The sequence below is a fragment of the Halomonas sp. QHL1 genome (genome assembly GCF_001882345.1).
In the GTDB taxonomy this organism is placed as follows: domain Bacteria; phylum Pseudomonadota; class Gammaproteobacteria; order Pseudomonadales; family Halomonadaceae; genus Vreelandella.
Map to the genome: position 1 here is coordinate 3,982,382 of NZ_MINL01000001.1, position 24,042 is coordinate 4,006,423.

General features: G+C 56.4%; 24 protein-coding genes. 7 read left to right on the forward strand and 17 right to left on the reverse strand.

The genetic code is table 11. From position 1 onward, the window contains the following. Positions 1 to 59: 59 nt before the first annotated feature. Positions 60 to 929, reverse strand: a complete 870-nt coding sequence (locus QHL1GM_RS18235) for a D-hexose-6-phosphate mutarotase (protein ID WP_071695741.1) — start codon at positions 927 to 929, stop codon at positions 60 to 62. 187 nt (positions 930 to 1,116) lie between these two features. On the opposite strand from QHL1GM_RS18235, the gene QHL1GM_RS18240 reads away from it, so the two are divergent. The 4 genes from QHL1GM_RS18240 (at position 1,117) to QHL1GM_RS18255 (ending at position 5,934) form a co-directional block, all read left to right on the forward strand. Next, positions 1,117 to 1,359: a GlsB/YeaQ/YmgE family stress response membrane protein gene (locus QHL1GM_RS18240; RefSeq protein ID WP_071695742.1), complete on the forward strand. Its 243-nt coding sequence runs from the start codon at positions 1,117 to 1,119 to the stop codon at positions 1,357 to 1,359. A gap of 164 nt (positions 1,360 to 1,523) precedes the next feature. Continuing rightward, a complete protein-coding gene (locus QHL1GM_RS18245) occupies positions 1,524 to 3,989 on the forward strand; it encodes a YbeU/YbeR family protein (protein WP_071695743.1) in 2,466 nt (821 codons plus the stop codon). A gap of 199 nt (positions 3,990 to 4,188) precedes the next feature. After that, complete coding sequence (locus tag QHL1GM_RS18250) at positions 4,189 to 4,716, forward strand: C40 family peptidase (RefSeq protein ID WP_071695744.1); 528 nt, start codon at positions 4,189 to 4,191, stop codon at positions 4,714 to 4,716. A gap of 27 nt (positions 4,717 to 4,743) precedes the next feature. Then, the gene (locus tag QHL1GM_RS18255) at positions 4,744 to 5,934 is read left to right on the forward strand and encodes an MFS transporter (RefSeq protein WP_071695745.1); all 1,191 of its coding nucleotides are present in this window, start codon (positions 4,744 to 4,746) and stop codon (positions 5,932 to 5,934) included. 10 nt (positions 5,935 to 5,944) lie between these two features. Here the strand turns inward: QHL1GM_RS18255 and QHL1GM_RS18260 are convergent, their stop codons facing one another. The 5 genes from QHL1GM_RS18260 to QHL1GM_RS18280 all read right to left on the reverse strand — a co-directional run bounded on the left by QHL1GM_RS18260 (position 5,945) and on the right by QHL1GM_RS18280 (position 10,802). Beyond that, positions 5,945 to 6,559 carry an ABC transporter ATP-binding protein gene (locus QHL1GM_RS18260; RefSeq protein ID WP_071695746.1) on the reverse strand — a complete coding sequence of 205 codons (615 nt, stop codon included), beginning with the start codon at positions 6,557 to 6,559 and terminating at the stop codon, positions 5,945 to 5,947. Beyond that, complete coding sequence (locus tag QHL1GM_RS18265; protein ID WP_071695747.1) at positions 6,552 to 7,376, reverse strand: ATP-binding cassette domain-containing protein; 825 nt, start codon at positions 7,374 to 7,376, stop codon at positions 6,552 to 6,554. The genes QHL1GM_RS18260 and QHL1GM_RS18265 overlap by 8 nt, the downstream gene beginning before the upstream one ends. Positions 7,377 to 7,444: 68 nt before the next feature. Further along, positions 7,445 to 8,245, reverse strand: coding sequence for an ABC transporter permease (locus QHL1GM_RS18270; RefSeq protein ID WP_071695748.1), 801 nt, complete (start codon positions 8,243 to 8,245; stop codon positions 7,445 to 7,447). Continuing rightward, positions 8,242 to 9,222: an ABC transporter permease gene (locus tag QHL1GM_RS18275; protein WP_071695749.1), complete on the reverse strand. Its 981-nt coding sequence runs from the start codon at positions 9,220 to 9,222 to the stop codon at positions 8,242 to 8,244. The genes QHL1GM_RS18270 and QHL1GM_RS18275 overlap by 4 nt, the downstream gene beginning before the upstream one ends. Beyond that, positions 9,213 to 10,802 carry an ABC transporter substrate-binding protein gene (locus QHL1GM_RS18280; protein WP_071695750.1) on the reverse strand — a complete coding sequence of 530 codons (1,590 nt, stop codon included), beginning with the start codon at positions 10,800 to 10,802 and terminating at the stop codon, positions 9,213 to 9,215. The genes QHL1GM_RS18275 and QHL1GM_RS18280 overlap by 10 nt, the downstream gene beginning before the upstream one ends. Before the next feature lie 110 nt (positions 10,803 to 10,912). Here QHL1GM_RS18280 and nikR point away from each other — a divergent pair, with 110 nt between their 5' ends. Then, positions 10,913 to 11,314: a nickel-responsive transcriptional regulator NikR gene (gene nikR / locus QHL1GM_RS18285; RefSeq protein ID WP_007111085.1), complete on the forward strand. Its 402-nt coding sequence runs from the start codon at positions 10,913 to 10,915 to the stop codon at positions 11,312 to 11,314. 70 nt (positions 11,315 to 11,384) lie between these two features. Here the strand turns inward: nikR and QHL1GM_RS18290 are convergent, their stop codons facing one another. Continuing rightward, positions 11,385 to 11,867: a peptidylprolyl isomerase gene (locus QHL1GM_RS18290; protein WP_071695751.1), complete on the reverse strand. Its 483-nt coding sequence runs from the start codon at positions 11,865 to 11,867 to the stop codon at positions 11,385 to 11,387. Between the two features lie 176 nt (positions 11,868 to 12,043). On the opposite strand from QHL1GM_RS18290, the gene QHL1GM_RS18295 reads away from it, so the two are divergent. Further along, on the forward strand, positions 12,044 to 12,325 hold the full coding sequence (locus tag QHL1GM_RS18295; RefSeq protein ID WP_071695752.1) for a hypothetical protein: 282 nt from the start codon (positions 12,044 to 12,046) through the stop codon (positions 12,323 to 12,325). An 83-nt stretch (positions 12,326 to 12,408) separates the two neighbouring features. On the opposite strand, the gene QHL1GM_RS18300 is transcribed toward QHL1GM_RS18295, so the two are convergent. The 10 genes from QHL1GM_RS18300 to QHL1GM_RS18345 all read right to left on the reverse strand — a co-directional run bounded on the left by QHL1GM_RS18300 (position 12,409) and on the right by QHL1GM_RS18345 (position 21,409). After that, on the reverse strand, positions 12,409 to 12,879 hold the full coding sequence (locus QHL1GM_RS18300; protein WP_071695753.1) for a glycine zipper 2TM domain-containing protein: 471 nt from the start codon (positions 12,877 to 12,879) through the stop codon (positions 12,409 to 12,411). Between the two features lie 311 nt (positions 12,880 to 13,190). After that, complete coding sequence (locus tag QHL1GM_RS18305) at positions 13,191 to 14,786, reverse strand: isocitrate lyase (RefSeq protein WP_071695754.1); 1,596 nt, start codon at positions 14,784 to 14,786, stop codon at positions 13,191 to 13,193. Beyond that, positions 14,783 to 14,998, reverse strand: coding sequence for a hypothetical protein (locus tag QHL1GM_RS18310; RefSeq protein ID WP_071695755.1), 216 nt, complete (start codon positions 14,996 to 14,998; stop codon positions 14,783 to 14,785). Before QHL1GM_RS18310 ends, QHL1GM_RS18305 begins: the two co-directional genes overlap by 4 nt. Positions 14,999 to 15,313: 315 nt before the next feature. Continuing rightward, positions 15,314 to 15,754 carry a GNAT family N-acetyltransferase gene (locus tag QHL1GM_RS18315; protein ID WP_071695756.1) on the reverse strand — a complete coding sequence of 147 codons (441 nt, stop codon included), beginning with the start codon at positions 15,752 to 15,754 and terminating at the stop codon, positions 15,314 to 15,316. Further along, on the reverse strand, positions 15,754 to 16,944 hold the full coding sequence (locus QHL1GM_RS18320) for a cupin domain-containing protein (RefSeq protein WP_071695757.1): 1,191 nt from the start codon (positions 16,942 to 16,944) through the stop codon (positions 15,754 to 15,756). Before QHL1GM_RS18320 ends, QHL1GM_RS18315 begins: the two co-directional genes overlap by 1 nt. A 54-nt stretch (positions 16,945 to 16,998) precedes the next feature. Continuing rightward, positions 16,999 to 18,384, reverse strand: a complete 1,386-nt coding sequence (purB, locus tag QHL1GM_RS18325; RefSeq protein WP_071695758.1) for an adenylosuccinate lyase — start codon at positions 18,382 to 18,384, stop codon at positions 16,999 to 17,001. Between the two features lie 65 nt (positions 18,385 to 18,449). Further along, positions 18,450 to 19,091: a high frequency lysogenization protein HflD gene (gene hflD, locus QHL1GM_RS18330; RefSeq protein ID WP_007111075.1), complete on the reverse strand. Its 642-nt coding sequence runs from the start codon at positions 19,089 to 19,091 to the stop codon at positions 18,450 to 18,452. After that, positions 19,088 to 20,248 carry a tRNA 2-thiouridine(34) synthase MnmA gene (gene mnmA / locus QHL1GM_RS18335; RefSeq protein WP_139245627.1) on the reverse strand — a complete coding sequence of 387 codons (1,161 nt, stop codon included), beginning with the start codon at positions 20,246 to 20,248 and terminating at the stop codon, positions 19,088 to 19,090. Before mnmA ends, hflD begins: the two co-directional genes overlap by 4 nt. Positions 20,249 to 20,336: 88 nt before the next feature. Then, complete coding sequence (locus QHL1GM_RS18340) at positions 20,337 to 20,777, reverse strand: NUDIX domain-containing protein (RefSeq protein ID WP_071695760.1); 441 nt, start codon at positions 20,775 to 20,777, stop codon at positions 20,337 to 20,339. Further along, positions 20,777 to 21,409 carry a pseudouridine synthase gene (locus QHL1GM_RS18345; protein ID WP_071695761.1) on the reverse strand — a complete coding sequence of 211 codons (633 nt, stop codon included), beginning with the start codon at positions 21,407 to 21,409 and terminating at the stop codon, positions 20,777 to 20,779. Before QHL1GM_RS18345 ends, QHL1GM_RS18340 begins: the two co-directional genes overlap by 1 nt. A gap of 263 nt (positions 21,410 to 21,672) precedes the next feature. Here QHL1GM_RS18345 and QHL1GM_RS18350 point away from each other — a divergent pair, with 263 nt between their 5' ends. Further along, complete coding sequence (locus QHL1GM_RS18350) at positions 21,673 to 23,910, forward strand: NADP-dependent isocitrate dehydrogenase (RefSeq protein ID WP_071695762.1); 2,238 nt, start codon at positions 21,673 to 21,675, stop codon at positions 23,908 to 23,910. The last annotated feature ends 132 nt before the right edge of the window (positions 23,911 to 24,042 follow it).

A 24,042-nucleotide genomic window follows, 5' to 3' on the forward strand; every position in this document is an offset into this window, starting at 1 on the left:
TAGTCTCCCTGCTCAAACGTTAGTGAGCACATAATAGCAAAGCATTGATGAACCGAAGATTAACCTCGGCTGAGGGTGGTGCCTAACAGGTGCTGTGCGCCGGGCACCAACCAGACCGGGTCTAGGCGTGTATTGGCCGCTTCAACGCAAATAAACTGGCGTGCTACCTCGGCGGGAGTGTCGCTGGGCAGGTCGTGGTTGGGGTGCCACACCACTGTGGAGTCGCTGGACTGTTTGCCGATCCGCAGGCTACGCTCGCCATCGTTGAGCAGCACGGCTTCATTGGTGTGATAAATGCGGTCAACGGCGCCCTGAACGGCCAGCGTGCCTTGCTGTTCGCTCTCCGCAAAGTCGCGCAGTTTGTCGAGATAGCGCGCGCCCGAAAGGCCTTCCAGGCGGCACTGATGGGTATCGGCTACGGCTAAATAGGTGTGCAGTGCACCGCTGGTTTTGATCGGCGTTTCGCCGATGTTTTCGCTAATCAGCTCAACGTTTAAGCGCTGTGCGTTGGCTTGTACCACCAGGCGCGCGGTGAGCATTGTATGTAGGGGCAGCACCGGGGAGAGGTGGAGTTCAATTCCCTCGGCGTGCTCATCAACGGCGTCCAAATGCCATTCAGCGTGGCGGGCAAGGCCATGGAAAGGGCCGTCGTGGTTGGGGCTCTCGTCGGCATAGCGCTCGTCGGCGAACCACGGCCAGCAGAGCGGAATACCTCCCCGGATAGCGCCTGGCAGCGCCTGGGGTGTAGGCGTCAGCCATAACCAGTCGGTGTCGCCTACAGGGCAAAAATGCAGCACTTGCGCGCCCTGGAGGCTAATCACCAACTCGCCCCACGACATATTGAAAAGCACCACGTCGCGGCCTTCCCACTGGGCCGTTTTTTGCCCTTGAGTGCTTTTAACCAGTTGATTGAGCGAGTCGGGAATCATGAATTTTCCTTTAAGAGTTGCCAAGCAGCTATACCGATAGGCGCCGAACACTAACGCTGTGTGCTATGGTAGAACAAGCGTGACTAGTAGGTAAAACGCCTACTAACATACGTAGTTGAAATACGTAGTTGAAATACGTAATTGAAACACGTAGTTGAAACCCGTCATTAAATAGTAAGGAGACTATATGGGCTTTATTGCATGGTTAATCATTGGTGGTTTAGCTGGTTGGATTGCTGGCAACATCATGCGCGGCGGCGGTTTCGGCATCCTGGGTAATATCGGTGTCGGTATCGTTGGTGCGGTCTTGGGTGGCTTTTTGTTCAGCCTTCTTGGCCTCTCGTCCGGTGGCTTTATCGGTTCGCTAGTCACCGCGACCGTGGGTGCTGTGGTACTGCTTTGGGTAATCAGTAAGGTTAAAAAAGCGTAGCGATTGGGTTGCTACCTGAAAAACACCGCCCGGCCTTGTGCCGGGCGGTGTCGTTTTATGGCTACCGATGCCTGGGCTATCGGTGTTCGCACCACTTTCCGTTACACTAGGCAGCTTTACTTCCGGCTATTGGCTGGTGTCATTGTGCTTTTTCGAGGTGCTTCTTGATCGACGCGTTAAATGCCTGGTGGGCCCAACAGCTGGTGCTGTGTGATTGGGCGTTTACTCCTCATCCGTTGGCGGTCGATGCAGGGGCGGCGGAGCAGCGCCTGTTACAACTGGGGATTACCAGCCGGGGTGAGCTGGCCGAACAGCTATTTCACGGGCTGGGTGCGCCCGCAGGCAGTGCTGACCGCCTGCTAGGCGCGCTTGAATGGGCCGCGCTGGCGGGGGCGGCGGGCTGGCTAGAAGCCGATCAGGCCCGCCATTGGGCGCACCATCTAACTCGTCGTATCACCAGCGATTACAGCGATCTGCGTGCCTGGCTGGCGGATCTACGCCGTGCGTTAGGCGCACGGGGCTGGGAAGTAGGGGCCGACGACCGTTTTATCGACGCTTGCCAGGCGTTGGCCAATCTTGAAACCGATGGCGAGGGCATTACCTGGGACGCGCTTGAAAACGCCCTGGCTGAACTGCCAGCTCCGGCGCCACTCTGGCCCCAGCAGCCCGAGGCACAGAGCTGGCGGCTATGCGCGCTGTTCCGGCCGATTATTACCTATCCCGCCAGTCAAACCGATTGGCCTGAAGCCACCGATTGGCTGGCCCACGTGTGGGATGTCCATGACCGTGACGCGCTTATTGGCGTGATGCTTTGGCTAGGCGCACAGGGCGAGCGCCAGCGCTGGGATATCGAAGCACGCGAATTGCTCAGTATGGATAATGCCCAACGCATGGAGTGGCAGCGTAGCGTGGTAGAAGAGTCGCCCTACGCGCCGGTGCTGAATAAGTTCGTCACCCAAGGTGAGCCTCTGGAGTGGGCGGCTTGGGATTGGCTGCGGCTTGTTGAGCTCGCCTGGGCCGGCGCCTGCTGTGGCTTGCTTAGCCAGGAAGAGGCCGATGACTTAGCGGGGCATGCCGCCGATTTGATGAGTCGCCGCTACCATGATTGGTACGCTGTGCTTAACGCCTACGGGCGTGGGCAAAGTCTGTTTGACGGCATCGACCGGCGGGGTAAAACACCCAGCGAGCGGCATCAGTTGTTGCTGCACAGCGCCCATAGCCCCTGGAAACGCCCCCCAGGGGAGCTATTGGATGAGCCCACGCGCAAGGCATCCCAAGCGCGCATTCGGCAATGGCGCAATACGCCTCATCACTGGCTGTTGGCCCTGGCCAGCGTACGCGAGCCGGATGCCATGCTGCGCCAGATAGACCCCTCTGCGGCGCTGCCGGAAGAGCAGCGTGCCGACGCGGCGCTCTATTTGCAGGAGTCACTTGGCTTACATGCCGATGAAGGCGCTCATGCGCTGGCGCGTTACTGGCTGCCCGCCCAGGCGCACCATCTTAATCAGTTGGCGGCCGACGCCGTGCACGGCGTTTTATCCCCCTCGCAAAGCTGGTTTGGTCAGCCGACCCCGGAAGAGCTTAAACAGCGTAATGCGGTTAAAGGGGTAAGTCGCCATGCGGCCACGATCCATATGGCCGAAAAATTCGCCTTTTATCTGCATATGTCCCTCGACAGCGGCTTATTCGATCGCGCGCCGTTAATGGAGTATGCCAGTGCACTACGCAGCTGCCTGTGCCGTTTTTATCCCAATGCCAAGCGCCTGTTAGAAGCGTGGTTTGCTTGGGAAAGCTGTTTGCCTGAGCCAGAGCACACCTCGCTGGTGAATGAAATTATTTGGCACATAGAAGATCCTGGCAGCCTGTTTCACTGGCTGGATTGGCGCCACGACGCCTGGTGCGAGCCGGGTAGTCGCCCCACTTTAAGTCACTTCACCGCCATGTCGTTGGTGGGCCCGCTGAACAGTGCGGTGTGGAGTGAGCCCCAGCCCGAGAGTGCCCGCGAGTGCGCCGAAATTCGCGAGTGGGTAGAGAGCCACTATCACTTGAGCAACGCAGGCGATATGCAGGAGTTTTTGACCTACATGCTCGAATCGGGGGATCGTCAGGAGTATCAGATTAACTATGCGCCCTATACCCTCAACACTGAGCGGTTAAGCGCTGAAATTGCCATTCTTGAATCCGGCGACTGTGCTGAAGATGAGCGCCACCATCTGCTTCGCTTACGCCGCGTGCGCGACAACGAAGATGGCTGTAATGAGTTGGATATGGCGGCTTGGGATATTGCCCAATTGGTCGACCTCGCCATTGCCGCGCGGCAGCTAGGCTGGCTAGATAGTGCTGCTTTCGCCAAGGTGTTGGATCGCGCTTACCAATTGGCAGCGGATCACTATGCCGGGTGGCAGGAGTTCGCCATGGGGATGTATGCAGGCTTCTCGTTTTTTATGGGCGAAACCCCGGAGCGTGAAAGCTTTTTAGCCGGTTTTCGGCAGGCGCTGGTGGCCTGGATATGCGGCGCACCGGTCTTGGCTGGCCCATGGGTAAGCTTGGATTTTCCTGGCAATAAACCACGCCATTTTGCGCCACTGCATATCGATACACTCCCGGGCGATCAGCGCACGTTACATTGATGCTCGCCAAACATATGATAACTAGCTTATAGTCGTGCGTAGAAAAATTAGTTTTGTCATACCGCCCTCTTATCAATGTCACGAGGTTAATCGCATGGTTGCGTTGCCACGCCCCGCTGTGACCGCTGTCCGTGTTGTAAGCGTGTGTTTTTTAGTTACATTGGTCGCTGGCTGCGCAGGTTCTGCGCGACAGAGTAATATGCAGGCCCCCGAGAATTACTTCTCGATGACGTTGCCGGGAATGGGGGCGAATCCGCAAATGTCCCCGGTTGATCCCATCGATGCGCACCTGCGCAGTTTGCAAGTACCGCCGCCAACAGTCATTCGCGAGGCGCTGCTGGCACAACACCAGCGCTGGGCAGGAACGCCGTACCGAATAGGCGGCACCTCAGAGAGAGGAATCGACTGTTCGGCCCTGGTTCGCAATGTTTACCGTGACACTTTCAATTTAGAACTCCCGCGCTCCACCCGTGGCCAAATACACGAGGGACGCTCGATCGACCGCCAAGAGCTGCAGGCGGGCGATCTGGTCTTCTTCCGCCCGCCGGGTCGCTATAACCATGTGGGTATCTACGTGGGCGATGGCTATTTTCTACACGCTTCGACCTCCAAAGGGGTAACCATATCCCGCTTGGACAATAGCTATTGGCAGCGTTACTACTGGCAGTCACGAAGGGCGCTGGAGCCAACGCATCTGGCCCAACTGGGTGGCAGTGTTTTCCAGTAGCCAGACCGACCACGTTTTAGGAACGGCATGATTGAAGCCAAATCGCGCGCCTGGTGGCGCGCCACCTTGGCGCTTTGCCTCGGCTCATTTCTTGTTTTTATCAATTTATACGCACCACAGCCGCTGCTGCCGGGGTTAAAGGAGACCTATCAGGTCTCTACCTTAGGCGTCAGCCTGCTCATGTCGGTGTCGACCCTCTCCCTTGCCATTGCGCTGCTGGTGTTCGGGCCTCTCTCGGATGCCATTGGTCGTGAAGGCATCATGCGCATCACGCTGCTATTAGCAGGCGGCTGTTCCATTGCCTTGGCATTTGCGCCCACCTTTGAAAGCTTGTTGCTGCTGCGCCTCGTGCAGGGCTTTGTGCTGGGCGGGCTGCCGGCGGTGGCGATCGCCTGGATGGGCGATGAGTTTGAGAAGCCTGCGCTGTTAAGCGCCGTAGGACTCTATATTGGTGCTAATTCACTCGGCGGAATCAGTGGGCGTATCGTCGGTGGCGGCGCCGCTGAAATCGGCGGTCCCACGGCGGCATTTTTAGCGGTCGGCATTATGACGCTAATCGGCTGCGTGGTGTTTTGGCGTCTGTTACCCAATAGTCGTGCCTTTACACCCCAGCGCTTCGAGCTGCGCAAAGCAGCAAGCGATTTAGCCAGTCATTTGCGCAACCCAGTGCTGCTCGCCGCTTACTGCCTGGGTGGTATTAACTTCCTGATCTTTATCAATCAATACAGCTATATCACTTTTCGGTTGGCTTCAGCGCCGTATCAATTAGCCGCCAGCGGTTTGGGGCTGATTTTTTTGACCTATCTCGGCGGTACCTTCGGTTCGATGATCTCTGGACGCTTGGCTGGGCGATTTTCTCCCGCGGCATGCATGATGGTGGGGGTAGTGATTTTAATGCTGGGCACGGCAATCACGTTAGCAGATTCGCTGTTGCTGATTATTGTCGGCTTAACCATCAATGCCTTCGGCTTTTTCTTGGCCCATTCGTTGGCCTCCAGTTGGGTAGGGCGCTATGCCCAGGGGGCGCGGGGCAGCGCTTCGGCGCTCTACTTGGTGTTTTACTACGTGGGGGCCAGTTTGGGCGGCTTCTGGCTGGAGCCGTTCTGGCAATGGGCCGGGTGGGCAGGGGTGAGCGTCGGTTCGTGGCTGCTGCTGAGTATCACGCTGATAATTGCCTTCGGCCTGTGGCGTTTTGAGCGTCGCCAAGCGGTTGGATAACTGGCATCAACTACCATGGCTTCAGCTGACCTTCGCTTAAGTGCAAGCGCTGTGGGCAGAGCCTTTCCAGTAGGGCGGTGTCGTGGCTAATCACCAGCACGCCAAGCTGGCGTTGTTCCGCCTCCCGTTTTAGCGCCTGCCAAAGCTCAAGTTGGGTAATCGGGTCGAGCATGGTGGAGATCTCATCGGCGACCAGAAAGCGAACCTCCGGCGCGAGCGCCCGCAATACGCATATCCGCTGCAGCTCCCCCCCTGATAACGATTGTGGAAAGCGTGAGAGCCATTTTGCTTGCACACCGAACGCTTGGCACTGTGCGTCAGAAGGCGTCCACGCTTCACGTAGTATCTTACCTACCCGCCAGCGTGGGTTCACCGCCAGCTCCGGCGACTGCGGTAGCCACTGCACGGGCTGCACGCCGCTTTTCGGTAGCGCCTCGCCATCCAGGGTGACATCACCCGCCTGGGGCGCTAAGTAGCCCGCCAGCAGTTGGCCCAGCGTTGATTTTCCTGCCCCCGAGTCGCCGCTTAACCCTAGCCACTGTCCCGCGCGCAACGTTAGCGAAACGTCCTGAAGTAGCGGTACGCTGGGGGAAAAGTGGAAGCTAAGCTGGCGTGCTTTAAGCAACGTTGACCTCCTGTTCTCGCCTGCTCATTCCGGCTGTTGCAAAAGCGTTGTCCGGCAGCGCTAGCCACAAGGCCTGTGAATAAGCGTTGGTAAGCGAAGCGCCGCTGCCTTGAAAAGCGCAGGCGGGCGCAGTTTCGACCCGCTTGCCGTCCCGCATAATAGTGACGCGGTCGGCAATCGGCAGCGCATGGCGCAGGTCGTGGGTAATCAGAATCACGCTTTTGCCTTGGTCGGCCAGTTCGCGCAGTGCGTTCAGCACCCGCTGACGCTGATGAGGGTCAAGGCCCACGCTGGGCTCGTCGGCAATCACCAGCTTGGCTTGGCTGACGTGGGCCATTGCCGTCAACACGCGGCGGGCCATGCCGCCGGAAAGCTCGTGGGCATAGGCCTGCTGTGCCCGGGCGTCTAGCTGATAGTGATCGAGGGCTTGTTGAGAGGCGTGCCAAGCGTGTGCGGATGCTTGGCCTGCGCGTTGGGCCGCCCAGGCCACCTGACGCTGAGTGCGCACCAGTGGGTCCAAAGCGCTTAGCGATTGGGGAATTAGCGCCAGCTCCTGGCCACGAAGCTGGCGTTGGCGTGACGCATTTAGCGGTTTTTCTTGATAGTACAGCTGCCCGTTTAAGCGTGCAGGTGCTGGCAGTAAACCCATAATCGCATAGGCCAAGAGACTTTTTCCGGCACCTGAGGCGCCTACCACTGCATGTACCTCGCCAGGCGAAACCGTTAGCGAAAATTTATCCAGGCAGGTGGCCCAGTCGCGCTTCCACCAGGAGGTATACAAAGGTAGCTGTAGCGATAACTGATCAATCGTCAACACGATAGGCTCTCCCAACGATAGTTTTTACAGCCAGTGGTTTTTTACAGCTAATGGCTTTCTGAAAAACGTTAAAGCGCACGGCGTAGGTGGCTGGAGAGGCGTTCGAACCCCAGCACCATGAGTAACAGCCCCAAGCCTGGAAATACCCCCAGCCACCAGTAGCCGCCGCTTAAGTAGCGCATGGCGTCGGCCAGTAACACGCCAATAGCGGGCTGGCTGGGGCTTAAGCCAAAGCCCAAAAAGGTCAACGCAGCTTCGTGGAGAATCGCGTGGGGGAACAGCAGTAGGGCGCCAACCAGGCAGTGGGGAATAAGATGGGGAAGCAGGTGGCCGTGGAGCACAAACCAGCGCGATTTACCCAGAGCGCGGGAAATACGCACATAGGGCGCCTGCCGTAACTGCCATAGCTCGGTGCGTAGCACCCGGGCTAGGCTTGGCCAGTGGGTCACGGCCACGGCAATAATCACCGCCTGGGTGCCACCGCCCAGGGCAAAGGCGATCAGCATTAATAAAATCAGGTGGGGCACGCTGAGCAGCGTATCGATCAGCAGACTCACCAGCGCGTCCAGCCGCGCTGACAGAGTGGCTATCGCTGCCAAGCTCAACGCGATCAATGTACTCAGTAGCGCCGCCAAGCAGCCCACCCAGAAGCTTAGCGCCAGCCCCGTCAGGGTACGTGCCCAGAGTTCCCGGCCCAGCGCGTCGGTGCCTAGCCAGTGGTCAACGCTGGGTGGGGCCAGCCGGGCGTTAAATTGCATCTGTTGCGGAGAATCACCCAGCAGCCACTGGCTGGCGATTAGGCCCGCGACCAGCAGGGCGGTGAGGCCCAGGCTAAAGATGGCACGAAGGCGCGGTTGAGCCTGGCTCATAGCCCACCTGGCTGAATGCGCGGATCAATAACACCGTAGAGGCTATCGGCAATCATATTGCCGACGCTGACAAACAGGGCGGTAAATAGCGCTATTCCCAGCAGTAGTGGAACGTCGCTGCGCAGGCCTGCTGCCACCGTGGCTTGGCCCAAACCGGGGTAGGCAAATACCTGCTCGATTAAGATGGAGCCGCCGAAGAGCTCGCCCAGCGAGGCAAACGCCAGCGTAATTGCCGGTAAGCTAGCGTGGCGAAGACCGTGGCGCCAGGCCACATCTGTTCGGCTGGCGCCCTGGGCAAAGGCGTGGGTAGCAACGTCAGAGCGCATGAGTTCAAGCATGCGGGTGCGGGTGTGCAGGGTGATATTGGCGATGCCCAGCAGCGCCAGAGTAGCCAACGGTAGCAGTAAATGGTGTAACCGAGTGGCGAGGGAAACCTCATGGTTCAAGGCCCCGGCGGGCCCTGCGCAACAGGTGGGTGTCCAGCCTAGGGTTACCGAAAACAGCAGCACCGCAATTATCGCCAGCCAAAAAGCAGGCGTGGAAGCGGTCATGAAGGCGTAGGTACTGATGATCTTGTCCAGCTTGGAACCCTCTTTGGCTCCCGCCACAACACCCAGGCTAAATCCCACCAGTGCTGAGATGAGCCAGGCGCTGCCGAGTAGCGCAATGGAGCGTTGAAAGCGCTGGCCGATCACCTCACTAACCGGCTGGTTATACACATGGCTCCAGCCGAGGTCGCCACTCACTAGCTGGCGCAGCCAGTGGCCAAACTGAACGGCAGCTGACTCATCGAACCCCCAGCGCTGGGCAATCAGTGTCCGCTGCTCTGGGCTTACTTGGGCCATTTGCGGGCCTAGGTAGGCATCAACGGGATCAATGGGTGAGGCCATCATCAGCCCATACGACACCAGGGCGACGCAGATTAATACCAGCGCTAAGCGAGCCAAGCGCTTGGCGAAAGGCGCGATCAGTCGCACGTCCAGCGCCACTCAAGCAGATTGGCGGTGATCGGCCAGCCATGACCGTGAGGCGCTACGCCCAGTTCGCCAACCTCTAAGCAAGTGTCAGCAAAGTAGACATGCTCAAGATTGACCAGCCAGGCCCAGCTACTATCGCCGCGTACTCCGTAGCCGGTGGTGCCGTCCCACTGCGCTGCCTGCCACTCGCGGTTGGCCTGCTCAAGGCTAGACGCCGCCTGGGCGGCATCCAAGTGGGCGTCTATCTCTGGATTAGCGTAGAAACCGCTGTTGTAGAAACCGTTGCCCGCATGCCAACTATGGTAAAGGTAGTAAACCTCCTGGGGGCTATGGCTACCAAAGCCGAACATAATTGCGTCCTGGTGCAGCGCTTCGCGCTGGATTTCGTCCCAGTGGCGGCCGGTGGGCTGCATCTCAATTCCCAGTGGACGCACCATCTCGGCGCTGACTTCCGCGAGCAGCTGCCGGGTGGTATCGCTGGAAGGGTAGGTAAGTCGAAAGCTAGCGGGCAGGCCATCTTTATAGAGCAGGCCATCGTCGCCTAGTTGCCAGCCTGCGGCGTCGAGTATCTCCTCTGCCTGGGCAAGGTCGGGCGCGGCAAGGCGTTCATCGTTACTGCTCCAGGGTAGACCGTCCGCCGGACCAAAGGCGGGGCGCCCGTAGCCGTGCAGTGCCACCTCTACTAGCGTATCGCGGTGAACGGCAAGGTTAATCGCCTGACGGATGGCAAGGTCAGCGGTGACGTCGTTGCCAATCGGTGCGCCGGAGGCGGCGTGCTCGCCATTGGCGGGCTGCATGGGGAAAAGAATGCCGCGATTATCGACGCTGTTCATGGTTACCCGCTGCATATGCGCCGGCACATTGGCGGCCAGCGCTGGGGGAACCGAGGCAATATCCACTTGGCCGGCATGGGCGGCACTAAGCGTGGCGTCTTCACCGGTAAACAGAAATACCAGCCGTTCAAAAGCGGGTGTAGGGCCATAGAAGTGAGGGTTACGTTCAACAATCAGCTGCTCGCCTTCCTGCCACTCGACCAGTTGATAGGGTCCAGAACCTAGGGGATGACGGCCATACTGCTCGCTGTAGCCGTTGTCACGCTCAGCGTGGGGCACAATGCCCAGCGTCAACAGCTGGTCGATAAAGGTAATGCGCGGGGCCTTCAGGCGGAGCGAAACGATATGCGTATCAACCGCTGTGGCTACTTCAAGCGCGCTTAAGTCAGCCCGACCTCCCGCCTGCGACGCCGTATTGAAGGTGAAAGCCACATCTTCAGCGGTCAGCGGCGTGCCGTCGGCAAAGCGGGCGTCCTCGCGAAGCATTAGCGTCCAGGTCAGGCGGTCTTCAGAGAGTGACCACTTTGTGGCCAGCTCTGGCTGCGGCGAAAGATCCTGGCCCCGTGAAAGCAGCGTCGACTGAAACAATGGATTGCCATACTGCCCCCAGCCCAGCAGCGGGTCGAAACCCTGTTCAGGTTCACCGCCAATGGCAAGCACTAGCTGCTCTTTTGCCTGCACAGCGGAGGCCATGACTAAACAACTTAGCGCAATACCCAGTAATATGGGCCGAGTTGGTTTAGCCATCGCTTTATCCTTTATGCTGTTAGCGTCACTAGTATGATGTTTTTACAATAACATCATACTAACGGCGGCAGCAGCACAAGAAAAGCGAGTCATTATAAGAGGGGGCGTGAATGCAGCGTGTAACGGTAACGCTTGATGAGGAGCTAGTGGCGGAAGTGGACGCGTTGATGCGCGAGCGTGGCTATCAAAACCGATCGGAAGCGATTCGCGATTTGACCCGCAGTGGCTTAAAGCAGGTGAGAGAAGAGGCTGCACCGGACTCGCCCTGTATGGGCGCACTGGTGTATGTCTATGATCATGCCGCTCGCGAGCTGTCCAAGCGCTTAACGCGCCACTCCCATGACCATCATGACCTCACGCTTTCGACCCTGCATGTGCATATCAACCATGACAGTTGCCTGGAAGTAGCGCTGCTCAAAGGTCAGGGGCGTGCGCTCAAACAGTTTGCCGCCGAAGTCACCTCGTCGCGAAGCGTGCGCCATGGGCAGTTGGTACTGATACCCGATGAATAAGCAGATTTTTCGTTAGCCATAAAAAAAGGTGACCCGAAGGTCACCTTTTCTGAGCGGTAGCGCGAGCGTCTTAGTGCTCAACGCCGCCTTCGCCGTGCACGTGGCCGTGCTCGACTTCTTCAGCGCTTGCTTCACGTACTTCAGCGATCTCAACGTCAAAGTTGAGCTGCTGGCCAGCCAGCGGGTGGTTGCCATCGACAACGACCGTATCGCCTTCGACTTTCTTGACGGTAACCATCAAAGGGCCGCCTTGAGTCTGGGCTTGGAACTGCATGCCCGGCTCAATGCTTTCAACGCCCTGGAACGCATCGCGCGGTACTTCTTGCATCAGCTGCTCTTGCAGCTCGCCGTAACCTTCTTCAGGAGAGACGCTAACATTCAGCTTTTCGCCCGCTGCACGACCTTCCAGCTCTTTCTCAAGACCCGGAATGATGTTACCGGCGCCGTGAAGGTAGGTAAGTGGCTCACGGCCTTCGGAACTGTCTAGCACTTCACCTGCATCGTTGGTCAGGGTGTAGTGAAACGCGACAACCGAGTTTTGCGCAATTTGCATGGAATAACCTTTCGGTGAGTGCATGTCCCAATATGGTAACGCGTGTGGGCTGGCTTGTCAGGGGGTAGCGGCGCTTTTTCCTACTCACCACTTTTGACGGTATTGCGCACCAGGGTGACCAGGGATACCCTACGACCACCACTTTTTCTTTTGCCCTATTACTTCTGGAGCATGCAATGACAATCTTTATTATTTGGCTTATCGCATTTTGCCTGATTGCTTATTTTGCCTATCAGCGCTGGAACAGCGGCGTCAGCCAGGGGTTAGATAAGGTGTTGCCAAGCTTTTTGAAAAGCCATGGTGACAATCGCTATCTATGGGTGATTACGCTGGCAGTGCTGGGCGCAACAACACTGGTACAGCCGGTAGAAATGTTGCTGGTGGTATTACTGCTAGGCTTAATTGGTCTGGGAATCATGGCCCTGGCCAACTGGGCAGGCAACAAAACCCGCCATTAAGTAGAGCACGATATAAAAAGCCCGGCCATCAAAGGAGATGGCCGGGCTTTTTTGATACTTAAACGCGAGATTAACGCTTTCGATTAATAGGGCGCAACGCTCATGCTGGCGCCACTGCCAATCAAGCGCACGCGCTGACCGGCTTGGAACTGGCGATCCGCACGCTGCACAACAACAACGTCGGTACCGTCATCACGACGAATTTCCATCTCCAGCGCATTAACACGGTTGGTCGCATCTTCAGCGGCCGTACCTGCCACTGCACCACCGAGTGCGCCTGCCACAGTCGCCAGCTGACGACCTGAACCACCGCCCACTTGGTTACCTAAAAGACCACCGATAACCGCGCCACCGCCGCTACCTAAAAGGCCTCCGGCACGGCTTTCTGCTTGGATCTGTACCGGGCGAACCGCCACGATAGTGCCGTAAGTAACACTTTGACCGGTTTTGGCTTGGCTGCCGCGATAGACATCACCAGAGTACCCAGATGTGTTGGCACAGCCTGCCAGCGTAAGAATGCTCATTGCGGCAATAGGTAAAAGAAGACGTTTCATTAAAACCTCCAGGGTGTCTATTTTTTTACAACTGTCATCTAAATGCCTGCCATTTGTAAGGAGGGCAAAGGATAGACTGCAGTTATAGAACAGTGTTCGTTAAAGATAGCCGATGCTAATGGCTTTGACCAGCGATCATGTAAAAAGATCAAAGCTGATCGAGTAGTAGCCCAAAAAAGCTTAAACGAGAGTCTAACAGTGTATTAAGAAAACAGTGTGCAAATATCGCTAGGCAAGCAAAAACAGGAGGCCCGAAGGCCTCCTGTCGCAGGGTTCATATAGTCAATTAAAGCGTTAGAGCCTGCTCATTATCAAAACTGGTTCATGGTGTTGTCTTTACCACCGGCTTTGAGCGCGGCATCGCCGTGGAAGAACTCTTTGTGATCATCACCGATATTGGAGCCAGCCATATCCTGGTGGCGCACCGTGGCGATTCCTTGACGAATTTCCTGGCGCTGTACGCCTTTCACGTAAGCCAGCATACCTTCGTCGCCGAAGTAGCCTTTCGCTAGATTGTCGGTGGACAGGGCAGCAGTATGGTAAGTCGGTAGCGTGATTAAGTGGTGGAAGATGCCCGCTTCACGCGACGAGTCGCGCTGGAAATTACGCGTCCACTCATCAGCCAGCTGGCCAAGTTCGGTCTGGTCGTACTCGGCGCTCATCAGCTTGTCGCGCTGGTAAGCTGACACATCTTTACCCTCTTCCTGCCATGCATCGAATACCTGCTGGCGGAAGTTCAGTGTCCAGTTGAACGACGGTGAGTTGTTGTAGACCAGTTTGGCATCCGGCACGACATCGCGAATCCGGTTAACCATGCTGGCGATCTGGCCAACGTGGGGCTTCTCGGTTTCGATCCACAGCAGGTCGGCACCGTTTTGCAGGCTGGTGATACAGTCAAGAATGACGCGATCTTCGCCAGTGCCTGGTTTGAACTGGTAGAGGCCCGAAGCGAGACGCTTGGGTTTCACCAGCTTGCCGTTCTGCTTGATGACCACGTCGCCGTTGTTGATGTCGGCAGCGTTTTCGATCACATCGCCGTCGAGGAAGCTGTTGTACTGATCGCCTAGGTCACCGGGTTCATTGGTGACAGCAATTTTCTGGGTCAAGCCCGCGCCGAGTGAGTCGGTACGCGCAACGATAACGCCATCTTCAATGCCGAGTTCCAAAAAGGCGTAACGTACGGCGTTAATTTTGGCCAGGAAGTCTTCATGGGGCACGGTGACTTTACCGTCTTGGTGACCGCACTGCTTCTCATCAGAGACCTGATTTTCCAACTGGATGCAGCAGGCGCCCGCTTGAATAAACTTCTTGGCTAGCAGGTAGGTGGCTTCTGCGTTACCAAAGCCAGCGTCGATATCAGCAATGATGGGGACGATATGGGTTTCGTAGTTATCGATTTTGCTGATCAGTTCCTGCTCTTTGCCGCTGTTACCAGCCTCTTTGGCTTCGTCCAGGTCGCGGAACAGGTGGTTAAGTTCCCATGCATCGGCTTGCTTCAGGAAGGTGTAGAGCTCTTCGATCAGATCCGCGACCGAGGTTTTTTCGTGCATTGACTGGTCGGGCAGCGGGCCGAATTCGGAGCGCAGCGCGGCAACCATCCAGCCTGACAGGTAGAGGTAGCTACGTTTGGTGGTGCCAAAGTGCTTTTTGATCGAGATAAGCTTCTGCTGACCAATAAAGCCGTGCCAGCAGCCCAGTGACTGGGTGTACTGCGCGGTATCAGCATCGTAAGCGGCCATATCTTCGCGCATGACTTTGGCGGTGTAGCGAGCAATGTCCAGGCCGGTGTGAAAACGGTTTTGAGCACGCATACGGGCAGCATACTCAGGTTTGATGGCTTCCCATTTGCCGCCTTGTGCTTCGCGTAGCTGGGCCATGGCTTTGATATCGTCGAGCAGTCCTGTCATGAGCTTACCCTCTTCGGTTGTGTTAGCAGTTCTTCAATGCTGATGGTGTTTCGCCAATCAGTGCTTGCTAATGCTGCACCTGCGAAGTTGTATTCAGCATCATTGAATTTCGCGTTTTTGTCTTTAAGCCAATCGTCTCTAAGCCAATCGTATTGGGTACTAGAGACATCAGAGCCAAGTGCATCTGATACAGCGTCGTGGGCTTGAAGCATTTACCCCATCGCCATAGCGCTGCAATGCAACAACTATCCACGAGGATGGCTCAATGAACAATTGGCACTTGGGGGCACAGGTCGTTGTAACCCGACTACAGAGAGGGGCGAAAGCGGTGGGTTTGTGTAGTGGTTTTTCGTCGGGAAGGCATAAAAAAGCACTGCCGAGGCAGTGCTAGATGTGGGTAGTAAATAAAATGCGTTGAGAGAGAATCGGAATCGGCCCGTAGCGGGGGTCTTTTGCCATGGATGGCAAAAGTAGCGCCCATGGATGGGTTCACAGCGCCCCCGCCGAGGGTTGATCCGATTCGGTGCCTACTGGTGTTGAAATTCCGTAAGCGAAAGCGTCATTTCTCGATGGGGGATGCCTGCATCCAGAAACTCATCGCCGTGGGCGACGAAGCCTAACCGCTCATAAAACGCCAGCGCATGCACCTGTGAGCTGAGGGCTACCTGTGAGTGGCCCGCGTGGCGAGCCGCTTCAATAGCAGCTTGCATCAGCAGTACGCCAATGCCTGTGCCGCGAGCCTCGGAAAGTACCGCGACACGGCCAATGTGAGCATCGGGTAGTAGCCGTGCGGTGCCTACAGGTTGCCCGTCGAGAAGGGCCAAAAAGTGCTGGCACTCAGGATCCAGACCATCCCACTCCTCATCCTGGGGCACGTTTTGCTCTTCAATAAACACCCTGCGCCGAATCTCGCTGGCAGCCTGGCCAAGCGTTTCCCAGGTGCCAGTAGTAATGTGCGTAATCGCCATTAGTACTCCTCGTCGTCATCACCTTCATCGCTCATAAAGCCGAGGCTGCCGGTATTGACCAATTGGGTGATGAGCGCCGCTGCGCCGTCAAGCTCAAGGTCTTCAGCGTAAAGCGGGGTAGTGTCGGCAAGTCGCTTAGCTAACTCAGCCGAGCAGGTGTGGCCGTCGCCATCGACAAACAGCGTGGTGCCGCTGGCATCACTACGCCAAGCAAAGCGTGAGCCGGGCATATGGTAGAGCGGTTCACCCTCTTGTAGTTGAGCAACAAGCGCCGCTTCGTCCATCGGTGTTTCAAGCGGTACCACTTGATCAACATATTTTGGTTGAGTCATCACCCGGCCAAACCACTGGGCGACTTGGGTCGGGTTATCCAGCGTCGACATAATCAGCTGACGCATACGTTCAACGGCTGCATCGTCCAATTCACCGATCTGCTGCGCAGGCGCCATGCCCGCATCGCTGTAACGCTGTGAGGCGGGAAGCTGCTCGCCTAAATAGTCCGCATAGGAGGTGATCGTCTCATCTGCGGAAGGTGCCCGGAAGCCCACCGAAATGGTCATGCAGTCATCGCTCTGGCTAACGCCGTGATGTGCCCAGCCGGGGGGGAGATACAGCATATCACCGGGGTCAAGCACCCAGTCGGAGTCGGGCTCTACGGTGAATTCTTTCAGGATACGAAGATCGATACCTTGGATGATCGGCGCATCTTCCGTGAGCTTGCCTCCCAGCTGCCAGCGTCGATGTCCGCTGGCCTGGAGCAGAAACACATCGTATTGATCGATATGCGCGCCCACATTGCCGCCAGGAGGCGCGTAGCTGATCATCACGTCATCGAGCCGCCAGCGCGGCAGGAAGTCAAACTCGTCCAACAGCGCTGCCACTGCGGGCACATAGTGATCAACTGCCTGTACCAGCAGACTCCAATTGTTTTCCGGTAGCCGTTCAAAGGTGGCTTCATCGAAGGGGCCGTGGGAGACCTGCCAAGTGCCGTCCGGGCCTTCTTCTTCGACTAGGCGTGCTTCTACGCCAGGCTCGCAGGCGAGACCGGCCAGCTCGTCAGCCTCAATAGGGCTGATGAAATCTGGCATCGCGCCACGGATCAGCAGCGGCTTTTGCTGCCAATAATTGGCCAGAAAGTCTGCGGCGGTAAGGTCGCCCAGCAGGGTTAACGGCTTATCGTGATGGTTCATGGCATGCCCTGGCGTTAGTTAGATGGCGTTATTAAATGTCTTTATAAAATGTGGTTATAAAGAGCTTAGCTGTTGTGTCAGCGCCTCGGCCTGGGCCTGGGCATTACCAATATAGTTGGCCGGTGAGAGCGCCTTCAATTCGGTTTTGACCTCGCTGGGCAGTTCAAGCGTGTCAATAAACGCCGCAAAGCCCGCCTGGTCAATACGTTTGCCCCGGGTCAACTGCTTGAGTTTTTCATAAGGCTTCTCAATGCCGTAGCGGCGCATTACCGTTTGGATGGGCTCGGCGAGCACTTCCCAGCTGTTATCCAGATCAGCGTCTAAACGCTCGGGGTTGGCTTCCAGCTTGCTGATCCCTTTCAGGCTGGCATGGTAAGCAATCAAGCCATACGCCAAGCCCACGCCCAGGTTGCGCAGCACGGTGGAGTCCGTTAGATCGCGCTGCCAGCGCGAGATGGGCAGTTTCTGGGCGAGGTGGCTAAGTACCGCATTGGCCAGGCCCAGATTGCCCTCGGAGTTCTCGAAGTCAATCGGATTCACTTTATGCGGCATGGTGGAAGAGCCAATTTCGCCCTCAACCGTGCGCTGCTTAAAGTAGCCCAGAGAGATATAGCCCCATACGTCGCGATCGAAGTCGATCAGGATGGTATTGAAGCGGCAAATGGCATCAAATAGTTCGGCAATGTAGTCGTGGGGTTCTATCTGGGTAGTGTAGGGGTTAAAGGTCAATCCTAAGCCTTCCACAAAGGTGCGGGCGTTGGCTTCCCAGTCGATCTCTGGGTAGGTGGTCAGGTGGGCGTTATAGTTGCCCACGGCGCCGTTGATCTTACCCAGCACTTCCACCGCTTCAATCTGTTTAAGCTGGCGCTTTAGACGATACGCCACGTTGGCCATCTCTTTGCCCAGCGTGGTTGGGGTAGCCGTTTGACCGTGAGTACGCGACAGCATCGGTTGAGCGGCGTGGGCAATGGCCAGCTTGGCAATGTCGTCGGCGACCTCGTGCATGGTGGGCAGCATGGCATTTAAACCGTCACTGAGCATCACGCCGTATGAGAGGTTGTTGATATCTTCACTGGTGCATGCAAAGTGAATAAATTCGGTCACTGCATGCAGCTCGGCCTGGCCTGCAATCTTCTCTTTTAAGAAATACTCCACCGCTTTGACGTCGTGATTGGTGGTGCGCTCGATCTCTTTGATGCGCTCGGCATCTTCGAGCGAAAACTCACGAATCAACCGCTCTAGAAACGCGGTAGCTTCAGCGGACAGCCTCGGCACTTCGATAATTTGCGCGTGCTCGGCCAAACGCTGTAGCCAGCGAACTTCCACAATCACACGGGCGCGGATCAAGCCAAATTCACTGAAGTGTTCGCGCAGGGCGGCGGCTTTAGTGGCGTAGCGGCCGTCAACGGGAGAGAGGGCGGTCAAAGCGGAGAGTTGCATGGCATCGTTTCCAGGAGGTTCGAAAGAAAATTAGTCGAGAGCAGATTAATCGATTCGATAGTGGCTTAACTGAGGCTGTCCAGCGCCCGGCGTAGCGCTTTGCGCTGGAATACCAGCTTCCAGCGCCGCCCGCCTTGCTGGTGCCACAATAGCCCAAAGCGAATGCCGGCCATTAAACAGGCGCGCACCCGCTCGGGCATCATGCGGCTCTGCAGTAACGAAGGGTCGCCCTGCACCACAATACGGGTTTTAAACGTGGAGATCGTCTCCTGGTAAGCTTCCCCTAGGCTGGCGACCACGTTTTCATGAGTGGGGCCGAAGTGTTCGGCCTGACCCTGAATGCGGGTTAGCTTTTGGCCCAGCGAATCCATCATGTCGTTATTGGTGCGCAGTTTGTTCATCAACATTAGCAGCGAAAAGCCGTAACGCAGCACCACCGGATTCGCCTGCTTACGCCCCACCAGGGCTTCTAAAGTATCCAGGCCGCGGCGAAGATTATTGGGGTGCCCGCCATAGATTGCTTCGAAGTTCTCCGGGTTGGTATCCACGGTGGCTTCAATCAGCGTTTCCCAGGCGCGCGGGTCGACTTGACCGGTGCGGGCGAGTTCGTCAACCAGACTGGCGGCTTGAAACACGCCCGCTAGGGCAAGCGCTTGGCGAGCGGCCGGGGAGTCGGGGGCACGATGAATCGGGGTGATTGGACTCATGCAGCGGCCTCCGCGGTTTTCTTCCAGGTCGCGCGAATAACACCGCCGCCTAAGCAAATATCGCCATCGTAAAGGACCAGTGATTGGCCTGGGGTTACCGCCCACTGTGGGTCATCGAAGGTGACCTCTACACCGCCGTCTGGCAGAGCGCGCATTTCACAGCCGCAGTCGCTTTGCCGATAGCGCGTCTTGGCGGTAAAGCGGCCCTGCTGAACCGGCGGCTCGCCCGCCACCCAATCCATGGCCTCTGTAGCCAACGTGTCGGAGTAGAGTAGCTGATCATGCTTACCCTGCACCGCGACCAGCACGTTGCGATCAAGATCTTTCGCCGCCACGTACCAGGGCTCTTCCGAGTAGTTGGCAAGCCCACCAATGCCTAGGCCCTGACGCTGGCCCAGGGTGTAGTACATCAGCCCCATATGTTTGCCGATCACATCGCCATCCGGCGTTTCAATAGTGCCGGGCTGGGCGGGTAGGTACTGCTGAAGGAAGTCGCGAAAGCGCCGCTCGCCGATAAAGCAGATCCCGGTGGAGTCTTTTTTCTTGGCGGTAATCAGCCCGTGCTGTTCTGCAAGCGCACGCACGGCGGGTTTTTCCAACTCACCCACAGGGAACAGGGTGCGGGCAATAGCGGCTTCCGGCACCGCATGGAGGAAGTAGCTTTGATCTTTATTGCCGTCCAGACCTTTAAGCAGACGCGGGCGGCCATCACGCACCCCCTGGCGTACATAGTGGCCGGTCGCGATTTTGTCGGCACCCAGCATCTCTGCATATTCAAGGAATACCTTAAACTTGATCTCCCGATTACACAGAATATCCGGGTTGGGCGTGCGACCCGCATTGTATTCAGCTAAGAAGTGCTCAAATACATTATCCCAATACTCGGCGGCAAAATTAGCGGTGTGCAGCTTAATGCCCAGTTTGGCGCAAACCGCCTCGGCGTCGGCGAGATCCTCTTTAGCCGTGCAATATTCGGTGCCGTCGTCTTCATCCCAGTTTTTCATAAACAGGCCTTCTACCTCATAGCCTTGCTGCATGAGGAGAAGAGCAGAAACGGACGAGTCGACGCCGCCGGACATACCGACAATCACTTTGCCGTTAGCAGAGGAACCGGTAATGGTTGAGCCAGTGCTGGATGACTCGGTATTGGATGACATAGGCATCCTCAGTAGAAGTGGTGTGCAAAAGAACAGGGTGCAATTGGGCGAGGATTATACACGATGGGGGGTAATGGCTTCGAGTGCTTCACTCGCGAATCACTGCAAGTGGGTAACAAGGGCCGCCGAGCGCGTCCTCAATACGTTTGAGTACTAAAGGGCTGCGCAGGCGTGCCTGTTGATCCAACGTGCGTATTTGCTCAAGTGTGAGCCAGTGAGTGGCGTAAATATCGGGGTCCAGGGCGAGATCGAGCTGATGAAGCGGCTCGGCAACAAAGCCGTGGCTATGAAACGTTTGACCATCGTCGGTATGAAAAACGTACAGGCCCAGATATCCGGTGAGTGATACCTGCCAAGCAGTCTCCTCCAATACCTCGCGCAGGATGGCGGTGATAGGGCCTTCTCCCGGTTCTATATGCCCGGCGGGCTGGTTAAACACGGTCTGGGGGCCGCCGCGCTGCTCTTCCACCAGCAAAAAACGCTCACCCAGCTGAATGACACAGGCTGCCGTGCTGCGAATAAGGCTCATCAGGGTTTCCTGTGTTTTGTGGCGGGCCGCGCTCGCTGATCTTTTTGTGGAGCTTTTCGCCGATTTGGGTGCTTATCGGTAGGCCGGGGGGCGTGTAGGGTTTCTTTGCGCCATTCACCGGGGGCTAATCCATCCAGTTGCCAGGGGCCGATGGCGGTGCGAATCAAGCGCAGCGTGGGAAAGCCAACATGGGCGGTCATACGGCGCACTTGGCGGTTACGACCTTCGCTGATAGTGAGTTCCAGCCAGCTAGTCGACGGATGGCGCTTAGGGTCGATGGGCGGTTGGCGTGGTGCGCTAGCAGGGGGATCTATCCGGCGCGCCTTGGCTGGCTGCGTTGGGCCATCTTTCAGCGTAATTCCCTGACGCAGTGAAGTCAGCGCTGCCTCACTAATATCGCCTTCCACCTGGACCCAGTAGGTTTTGGGCTGCTTATGGCGCGGGTGAGAGATACGGTGAATCAATTCGCCATCATCGCTGAGCAGCAGCAGGCCTTCAGAGTCATAATCTAGCCGCCCTGCGGCATATACGCCCGGCACAGCAATAACATCGGCTAATGTGGCACGCCCTTGTTTATCGGTAAACTGAGAGAGCATACGATAGGGCTTATGCAGTAAATATAAAGTGCTCATAGTCTCTTTAGGGGGTTACCTGGATTTGTCGACAATCTCTCATGTGATTAAAATGCAGCGCTGGTATACTTTTCGAAACTGTTTCAACAACCCGCTCAACAACCGTCTCAATCACCACCGATCGATAATTGAGCAAGCTAAATAAAGCTAGATAAAGCCAAATAAAACGGCCCAGCCTGCTTCGCGGCATGGTCTCTCGTTGAATGAGTCGCGTCGCTCAGGGTCTTTATAATCACAGCGATAGAAAAAGAGGTTAACGCAAAATGTCTAAAACGCCGAAGATCATTTACACGCTCACCGACGAGGCGCCTGCGCTCGCAACATATTCTTTGCTACCGATTATTGACGCCTTCACCGACGCTGCTGGTATCGAAGTGGAAACCCGCGATATCTCCCTTGCGGCTCGCGTTCTCTCTTTATTTCCCGATTACTTGACTGAAGAGCAGCGTATCGAGGACCACCTGGCCGAGCTAGGTGCGCTGGCTAAGGTTCCAGAAGCCAATATCATCAAGTTGCCCAATATCAGCGCCTCCATGCCGCAGCTGCGCGCAGTGATCAAAGAGCTGCAAGAACAGGGCTACCCACTGCCGGAATATCCTAGCGAGCCAAGTAACGACGAAGAGAAAGATATCAAAGCGCGCTATGACAAAGTCAAAGGCAGCGCGGTTAACCCAGTGTTGCGTGAAGGTAACTCTGACCGTCGCGCGCCGAAGGCCGTTAAAGAGTACGCGCGCAAGTATCCTCACTCGATGGGTGAGTGGAGTCAGGCCTCACGCAGCCACGTTTCCCACATGCATAAGGGCGATTTCTACGACGGTGAGAAATCGATAACGCTGGATCGTGCGCACAATGTGAAGATGGAACTGACCACCAAGAGTGGCCAGACCCAGGTGCTCAAGTCGAACATCCCGCTACTCGAAGGCGAGATCATCGACAGCATGTTCATGAGCAAAAAAGCATTGCTCGAATTCTACGAGCGGGAAATAGAAGATGCTCGTGAATCTGGCGTCATGTTCTCGTTGCACGTGAAAGCGACGATGATGAAGGTCTCGCACCCGATTGTGTTTGGCCACTGTATCAAGATTTTTTACAAAGACGCCTTTGAGAAACACGGTGAGTTGTTTAAAGAGCTGGGTGTCGATGTCAACAATGGCATCGCTAATCTTTACGAAAAAATAGAAACGCTGTCAGAATCGCAGCGTGATGAAATCATCAGCGACTTGCATGCCTGCCATGAAAAACGCCCAGAGTTGGCGATGGTCGATTCGGCTCGTGGTATCACCAACTTCCACTCGCCCAGCGATGTGATTGTGGACGCTTCGATGCCGGCGATGATTCGTGCCGGGGGCAAGATGTACGGCGGTGACGGTCGTCTTAAGGACGTCAAGGCCGTTATGCCCGAGTCCACGTTCGCGCGTATTTATCAGGAAATGATCAATTTCTGTAAATGGCACGGTGCGTTTGATCCGGCGACGATGGGCACTGTACCCAACGTTGGCCTGATGGCGCAAAAAGCCGAAGAGTACGGCTCCCACGACAAGACCTTTGAAATTCCGGAAGACGGTGTTGCTAATATCGTCGATCTGGATACGGGCGAAGTGCTGTTGACCCAAAACGTGGAGCAGGGCGATATCTGGCGGATGTGCCAGGTCAAGGACGCGCCGATTCGCGACTGGGTTAGATTGGCAGTGGAGCGCTGCCGTGATTCTGGTATGCCGACGGTGTTCTGGCTCGACCCATACCGCCCGCACGAGAACGAGTTGATCAAAAAGGTCAAAACGTACCTCAAGGATCACGACACTGATGGGCTCGAAATCCATATCATGTCCCAGGTTCGGGCAATGCGTTACACCCTGGAACGTGTGATTCGTGGCCTCGATACTATCTCGGTTACGGGCAATATCCTGCGCGATTACCTGACGGATCTGTTCCCGATTCTTGAGCTGGGCACCAGTGCCAAGATGCTCTCTATTGTCCCGCTGATGGATGGCGGCGGTTTGTTTGAGACCGGTGCTGGTGGCTCCGCGCCTAAGCACGTTCAGCAGTTGCTGGAAGAGAATCACCTGCGTTGGGACAGCCTTGGCGAGTTTCTGGCGCTGGTGGCCTCTTTGGAGCACCTCGCCAAACGCTTTAGCAACGACCGTGCTAAGCTGTTGGCGAAAGCACTGGATGAAGCTAACGGCAAGTTCCTCGAAAGCAACAAGTCACCTTCACGCAAAGTGGGTGAGCTGGATAACCGCGGAAGCCATTTCTACCTGGCGCTCTACTGGGCAGAAGCATTGGCAGCTCAAGATGAAGATGCTGAACTGAAAACACGCTTTGCTCGCCTTGTGGAAACGCTGAAAGCCAACGAAACTACTATTATTGATGAGCTCAACAGTGTTCAAGGGCAGCCGGTTGATCTTAAAGGCTACTATCACCCGAACGGAGAATTGGCTAGTCAAGTCATGCGTCCGAGCAAAACGCTCAACGAAGCGCTTGCAATGGTGGCAAACGACTGAGGTTTTAAAAGCCTAGGTTTTAAAAGGCCAAGCTTTTACCAGCATTCTGTGCGACCACTGCGCATGAAAACGCTGTGATATCCCTCGCCTACCGTAGTGGGCGAGGGTTTTTTGGCTTATGTAATATGTTAA

Coding starts and splice junctions, on each gene's coding strand:
- QHL1GM_RS18235 (WP_071695741.1), bottom strand. CDS start 929: ATGATTCCCGACTCGCTCAATCAACTGGTTAAAAGCACTCAAGGGCAA.
- QHL1GM_RS18240 (WP_071695742.1), top strand. CDS start 1,117: ATGGGCTTTATTGCATGGTTAATCATTGGTGGTTTAGCTGGTTGGATT.
- QHL1GM_RS18250 (WP_071695744.1), top strand. CDS start 4,189: ATGCAGGCCCCCGAGAATTACTTCTCGATGACGTTGCCGGGAATGGGG.
- QHL1GM_RS18255 (WP_071695745.1), top strand. CDS start 4,744: ATGATTGAAGCCAAATCGCGCGCCTGGTGGCGCGCCACCTTGGCGCTT.
- QHL1GM_RS18270 (WP_071695748.1), bottom strand. CDS start 8,245: ATGAGCCAGGCTCAACCGCGCCTTCGTGCCATCTTTAGCCTGGGCCTC.
- QHL1GM_RS18280 (WP_071695750.1), bottom strand. CDS start 10,802: ATGGCTAAACCAACTCGGCCCATATTACTGGGTATTGCGCTAAGTTGT.
- nikR (WP_007111085.1), top strand. CDS start 10,913: ATGCAGCGTGTAACGGTAACGCTTGATGAGGAGCTAGTGGCGGAAGTG.
- QHL1GM_RS18290 (WP_071695751.1), bottom strand. CDS start 11,867: ATGCAAATTGCGCAAAACTCGGTTGTCGCGTTTCACTACACCCTGACC.
- QHL1GM_RS18295 (WP_071695752.1), top strand. CDS start 12,044: ATGACAATCTTTATTATTTGGCTTATCGCATTTTGCCTGATTGCTTAT.
- QHL1GM_RS18300 (WP_071695753.1), bottom strand. CDS start 12,879: ATGAAACGTCTTCTTTTACCTATTGCCGCAATGAGCATTCTTACGCTG.
- QHL1GM_RS18305 (WP_071695754.1), bottom strand. CDS start 14,786: ATGACAGGACTGCTCGACGATATCAAAGCCATGGCCCAGCTACGCGAA.
- QHL1GM_RS18310 (WP_071695755.1), bottom strand. CDS start 14,998: ATGCTTCAAGCCCACGACGCTGTATCAGATGCACTTGGCTCTGATGTC.
- QHL1GM_RS18315 (WP_071695756.1), bottom strand. CDS start 15,754: ATGGCGATTACGCACATTACTACTGGCACCTGGGAAACGCTTGGCCAG.
- QHL1GM_RS18320 (WP_071695757.1), bottom strand. CDS start 16,944: ATGAACCATCACGATAAGCCGTTAACCCTGCTGGGCGACCTTACCGCC.
- purB (WP_071695758.1), bottom strand. CDS start 18,384: ATGCAACTCTCCGCTTTGACCGCCCTCTCTCCCGTTGACGGCCGCTAC.
- hflD (WP_007111075.1), bottom strand. CDS start 19,091: ATGAGTCCAATCACCCCGATTCATCGTGCCCCCGACTCCCCGGCCGCT.
- mnmA (WP_139245627.1), bottom strand. CDS start 20,248: ATGTCATCCAATACCGAGTCATCCAGCACTGGCTCAACCATTACCGGT.
- QHL1GM_RS18340 (WP_071695760.1), bottom strand. CDS start 20,777: ATGAGCCTTATTCGCAGCACGGCAGCCTGTGTCATTCAGCTGGGTGAG.
- QHL1GM_RS18345 (WP_071695761.1), bottom strand. CDS start 21,409: ATGAGCACTTTATATTTACTGCATAAGCCCTATCGTATGCTCTCTCAG.
- QHL1GM_RS18350 (WP_071695762.1), top strand. CDS start 21,673: ATGTCTAAAACGCCGAAGATCATTTACACGCTCACCGACGAGGCGCCT.